2 protein-coding genes are annotated in these 5619 nt (G+C 71.0%); both read left to right on the top strand.

The annotated features are described in order from the left end of the window. The coding region (locus HY68_RS33370) for a non-ribosomal peptide synthetase (RefSeq protein ID WP_041998952.1) at positions 1 to 4640 on the top strand (4640 nt) is incomplete at its 5' end. Next, the coding region (locus HY68_RS33365; protein WP_241778841.1) for a condensation domain-containing protein at positions 4637 to 5619 on the top strand (983 nt) is incomplete at its 3' end. The genes HY68_RS33370 and HY68_RS33365, both read left to right, overlap by 4 nt.

Here is a 5619-nt window from a genome sequence, read left to right as displayed (position 1 = left end):
GCCTTTGGTTCCTCCACCAACTCGAAGGACCCACCCCCACCTACAACATCCCCACCACCCTCCGCCTCACCGGAACACTCGACACCACAGCCCTCCACACCGCCCTCCAGGATCTCGTCACCCGCCACGAAAGCCTGCGCACCACCATCACCGACGACGAGCGCGGGCCCCGCCAGACGGTGCATCCCCCCACGACGCCCGTGCCCTTCGTCCTTGTCGAGACGGATGAGCGGGCGCTGGACGCGCGGCTCGGCGAAGCAGCGCATCACGCGTTCGACCTCACGGCAGAAATCCCGGTGCGGGCCACGCTGTTCCGGCTGTCCGAGACCGAGCACGTACTGCTCCTGCTCATCCACCACATCGCCAGCGACGCCTGGTCCCGCACCCCCCTCGCCCGCGACCTCACCACCGCGTACACCGCCCGCAGCACAGGTAACGCTCCCGGGTGGACTCCCCTCGCCGTCCAGTACGCCGACTACGCACTCTGGCAGCACGACATCCTCGGCGACGACGCCGACCCGGACAGCGCCGCCGGGCAGCAGCTCGCCCACTGGAAGCAGACCCTCGCAGGCCTGCCCGAGCAGCTTGACCTGCCCACCGACCGGCCCCGGCCGACGGTCGCCGACCAGGCGGGTGACCGTGTGCCGTTCGTGCTCGAACCCGCCGTCCATGAGCGGCTGGCGGCGCTCGCCCGAGCCACGAACACCACTACGTTCATGGTCGTTCAGGCAGCGCTGGCCACACTGCTCACTCGCCTCGGCGCCGGCGAGGACATCCCCATCGGCAGCCCTGTCGCCGGACGCACGGACCAGGCGGCAGAAGATCTCATCGGCTTCTTCGTCAACACCCTCGTCCTGCGCACCGACACGAGTGGTAATCCGACCTTCCGGGAGTTGCTCGACGGTGTGCGCCGGACGGACCTGGCGGCCTACTCGCACCAGGACCTGCCCTTCGAGCGGCTGGTCGAGGCGCTCAATCCGACCCGCACGCTGTCCCACCACCCGCTCTTCCAGGTGATGCTCATCTTGAGCACCGCCGACTCCGACGCCGCCCCGGACGGCGCTCTCGCCCTGCCGGGCCTCAAGGCGACCCCCGAACGGAGCCGGCTGGAGGTCGCGAAGGTGGATCTTGCCTTCGCCCTCGCGGAGACGCACGACGAGAGCGGCCGCAGTGCCGGGCTGACGGGGGCGCTGGACTTCCGGACCGACCTGTTCGACCGGTCGACGGCCGAGGCGCTGGTGGACCGGTTCGTGCGCACGCTGGACGAGGTGACCGCCGACCCTGGCCTGCGGGTGTCGCAGGTGAAGATTCTCAGCGGCGCCGAGCGCGGCGGCCTGCTCCTGGACGGCTCGGGCGCCACGCTCCCGCCGTTGGACTCGACGCTGCCGGAGGTCTTCGCGGCTCAGGCCGCGCGGACTCCAGAAGCGCCGGCCGTGGTGTCGGGCGCGACGACGGTGTCGTACGCCGAACTCAACTCCCGGGCCAACCGGTTGGCTCATCTGCTCCGGCAGGAGGGCGTGCGCCCGGGGACGCCTGTGGTCATGCTGATGGAGCGGTCCGTGACGCACATCGTCACGACTCTCGCCATCGCGAAGGCAGGCGGTGCGTACGCCCCGCTGCACGACACCTATCCGCTCGACCGGATGCGCTATGTCGTACGGGACACCGGCGCCGCGCTCGTGCTCGCCGACAAGGCGGAGGCCGCACGGGCCGGTGAACTGGACGCGCGGGTCGTGGTGGTGGACGAACACGGCGCATCCGCGGACGCTCACCCCGACGACAATCCGCAGGTGGGGCTGCGTCCCGCGGACCTGGCCTACGTGATGTACACCTCCGGCTCGACCGGGCAGCCCAAGGGGGTGGCCACCACCCAGCGCGGTGTCGTGGATCTGGTACGTGACCACTGCTGGCGCCCCGGTGTGCACGACCGGGTGCTCCTGCACGCCCCGCACGCCTTCGACGTCTCTTCGTACGAGATGTGGGTGCCGTTGCTGTCGGGTGGCACCGTCGTGGTGGCGCCGCCCCGACAGCTGGACGCCGCTTCGATCACCGAGTTGATCGCCGTGCACGACATCACCGCGATCCATCTCACGGCGGGCCTGTTCCGCGTCATCGCCGAGGAGGCACCCGAGTGCTTCGCCGGGGTGCGGGAGGTGCTCACCGGTGGGGACGTGGTCTCGCCGAATGCGGTGGCGCGGGTGTTGGAGCACGCACCGGACACCGTCCTGCGCCATTTGTACGGTCCGACCGAGACGACGCTGTGTGTGACACAGCACGAGGTCCGGGCGCCGTACACTCCACGCGCGACCCTGCCGATCGGCCGGCCCACCGGGAACACCCTGGCCTATGTGCTCGACCGGTATCTGCAACCGGTGCCGGCGGGGGTGCCGGGCGAGCTGTTCGTCTCGGGCAGCGGTCTGGCGCGCGGATATCTGCACCGGCCCGAACTGACCGCCGAGCGGTTCGTCGCCGACCCGTACGGCGGCTCGGGCGCGCGGATGTACCGCACGGGAGACCTCGTCCGGTACACCCCCGCGGGCGAGTTGGAGTATCTGACACGCTCCGACGACCAGGTCAAGATCCGCGGCTTCCGGGTGGAACTCGGCGAGATCGAGGCTGCGTTGGCCGTCCGGGACGAGCTGGCCCAGGTGTCGGTGACCGTCCGCGAGGACCGGCCGGGTGACCGCCGGCTGGTGGCCTACGTGGTACCGGCGGAGGGATGCGGAGACACGGTCGACCCGGCGGCGCTGCGGGCTTTCGTCCGGCAGACCCTGCCCGACTACATGGTCCCTGCGGCGGTCGTCGTCCTCGATCGGCTGCCGCTGACGGCCAACGGCAAGCTGGACCGTAAGGCGCTGCCCGCGCCCGACTACGCGTCGGTGTCGACCGGCCAGGTCGCCCGCACGCCGGTCGAGGAGCTGCTGAGCACGCTGTTCAGCGAGGTCCTGGGCGTGGCGTCGGTCGGGGTCGAGGACGGTTTCTTCGATCTCGGCGGTGACAGCATCCTGTCCATCCAGCTCGTGAGCCGGGCCCGCTCGGCGGGAATCACCCTTTCCGTCCGCGACGTCTTCGAGCACCAGTCGGTGGCCAGGCTCGCCGAGGCACTTGACGAGCGGTCGGACCACTCAACTCCCGGGTCCGTTGCGCAGTTGCCGCACGCGGAGCCGTACGGCCCGGTCCCCGCCACGCCAGTGATGGCGCGGCTTTCGGAACTGGGCCTCGGCGGGGACGACTTCAATCAGTCCGTGGTGGTGACGGTGCCACCCGGCCTGGACGAGGAACGGCTGGCCACCGCCCTCCAGACCGTGGTCGACCACCATGACGCACTGCGGCTGCTCACCCACCCCGACGCGACCATGGAGGTCCTCCGCCCGGGCGCCGTCCCGGCGGGCGAGATGCTTACCCGGGTGACGGCGGTCGGGCCGTCGGGTGCCCAGGACGCCGAGGAGACCGAGGAGCTGGTCACCGAGCTGGCGGTGGCGGCACGGGAACGCCTGGTGCCTGCCGCGGGCCGGATGCTCCAGGCGGCCTGGATCGACCGGGGGGCCGGCTCCGACGGCCTGCTGGTCTTGGTGGCCCACCACCTCGCGGTCGACGCCGTGAGCTGGCGCATCCTCGTACCGGACCTGGCGACCGCCTACGCGGGCGGCGATCCGGCGCCGGTCGGCACGTCGTGGCGGCAGTGGGCGGCAGCGGTACGGGAGCGCGCGACCGACCCCCAGGTGGAGGCCGAGCTCGGGTACTGGCAGGAGGCGCTTGCCCCGGCCGCCGGGACGCGCCTGCGACTCGACCGAAGCCGCGACGTGCAGGGCCGAGCAGGGCGGACCAGCCTGAGTCTCCCGGCCGCGACGACGGAAGCCCTGCTCACCCGAGTGCCTGGTTCCGTCAATGCCAGCGTCGAGGACGTGTTGTTGAGCGCGTTCGCGGTCGCTGTCGCCGAGTGGCGGCGCGGACGCGGCGACGACGCGGACGCACCTGTGGTCGTGGATCTGGAGAGCCACGGCCGCCACGAGCACGCCGTACCCGGCGCGGACCTCAGCCGCACCGCGGGCTGGTTCACCGCCATCCACCCCGTACGGCTGGCACCGGAGGTCGCCGACTGGGCGGCGCTGTACGAGGGCCCCGCACTCGGCGACGTCCTCAAGGGCATCAAGGAGCAGCTACGTGCCGTGCCGGGCGACGGGCTCGGTTACGGCCTGTTGCGCCACCTCAACCCGCGCACCCGCGACGCCCTCGCACCGCTGCCGGAGCCGGACTTCGGTTTCAACTACCTGGGGCGCCGGACCATTTCGGCCTCGGCCACGCCGGAGCCCTGGAGTGTGATCGGCGGCGGGGTCGCCGCCCATCGTCCTGCCGCGCCGATGGCGCACGCGGTGGAGGTCAGCGCCGTGGCACACGGCGAGGACGGCGGGCTCCGGTTGCGCGCCGACTGGGCGTACGCACGGAGCGTCGTGTCCGACGAGGACGCGCTGCGCCTGGCCGACCTGTGGTTCCGGACCCTCGAAGAGTTCGTGCGCCTCGTCGACCGCTCCGAAGCGGGCGGTCTGACCCCGTCCGATGTGACCCTCGCCTCCATCGGTCAGTCCGAGATCGAGGAGTTCGAAGCCGACCTTGAGTCCGAGTGGGAGAGTGAGCAGTGAGTCAGGAACCGTCTCGTTCGCGTGGCAAGATCGAGGACATTCTTCCGCTGTCCCCGTTGCAGGAGGGCTTCGTCTTCCTGAACCTCCTCCATGAGGACGGGCCGGACCCGTATGTCAGCCAGGTCGGCTTCGAGCTGCGCGGGCCGTACGACGACACACGGATGCGCTCCGCAGCAGGCGCCCTGCTGCTGCGCCATCCCAACCTGCGGGCCGCGTTCCGGCAGCGCAAGAACGGCGCCTGGGCCCAACTCGTCCTGCGGGACGTCGAAGTGCCTTGGCAGGAGCACGATCTCAGCGGACTGCCCGAGGAGGAGCGCGCATCCGAAGCCGACCGGCTGGCGGCAGAGGAACGCGGCCGACGCTTCGACCTGGCGCGTCCGCCGCTGCTGCGCTTCACTGCGCTTCGGCTGTCGGCCGACCGGGTGCGACTGGTGATGACGAACCATCACATTCTGCTCGACGGCTGGTCGTTGCCTGCGCTCCTCAAAGAGCTGATGGCCCTGTACACCGCGGGCGGCCAGGCGTCCGGCCTGCCACGGGTGCGCCCCTACGGCGAGTACCTGACCTGGCTGGACAGCCGCGACCGGGAGGCCGCCCGGCAGGCATGGCAGCAGTCCCTGTCCGACCTGGACGAACCCTGCCTGCTGGCACCCGGGAGCGCGGGACCGGTTACCGCACCGGAGCACGTCTTCTTCAGCGCGGGGCCGGACCTCAGCGAGGCACTGGCGATCTGGGCGCGAGCGCAGGGCGTGACGATGAACACGGTGGTGCAGGGTGCCTGGGCGCTGGCCCTGGCGCAGTCGACCGGCCGTGACGACGTGGTCTTCGGAGCCACCGTCTCCGGCCGCCCGCCCGAGCTGCCCGGCGTCGAGCAAATGATCGGCCTGTTCATCAACACCCTGCCGGTACGGGTCCGCCTCAACAACGCCGAGCCTCTGAGCACCCTCTTCCGTCGCCTCCAGAACGAACAGACCCACCT

It is taken from the genome of Streptomyces sp. AcH 505 (assembly GCF_000818175.1).
Taxonomy (GTDB): Bacteria; Actinomycetota; Actinomycetes; order Streptomycetales; family Streptomycetaceae; genus Streptomyces.
Note: the sequence above shows the minus strand (reverse complement) of the source record. Positions and strands in the feature narration are given on the sequence as shown.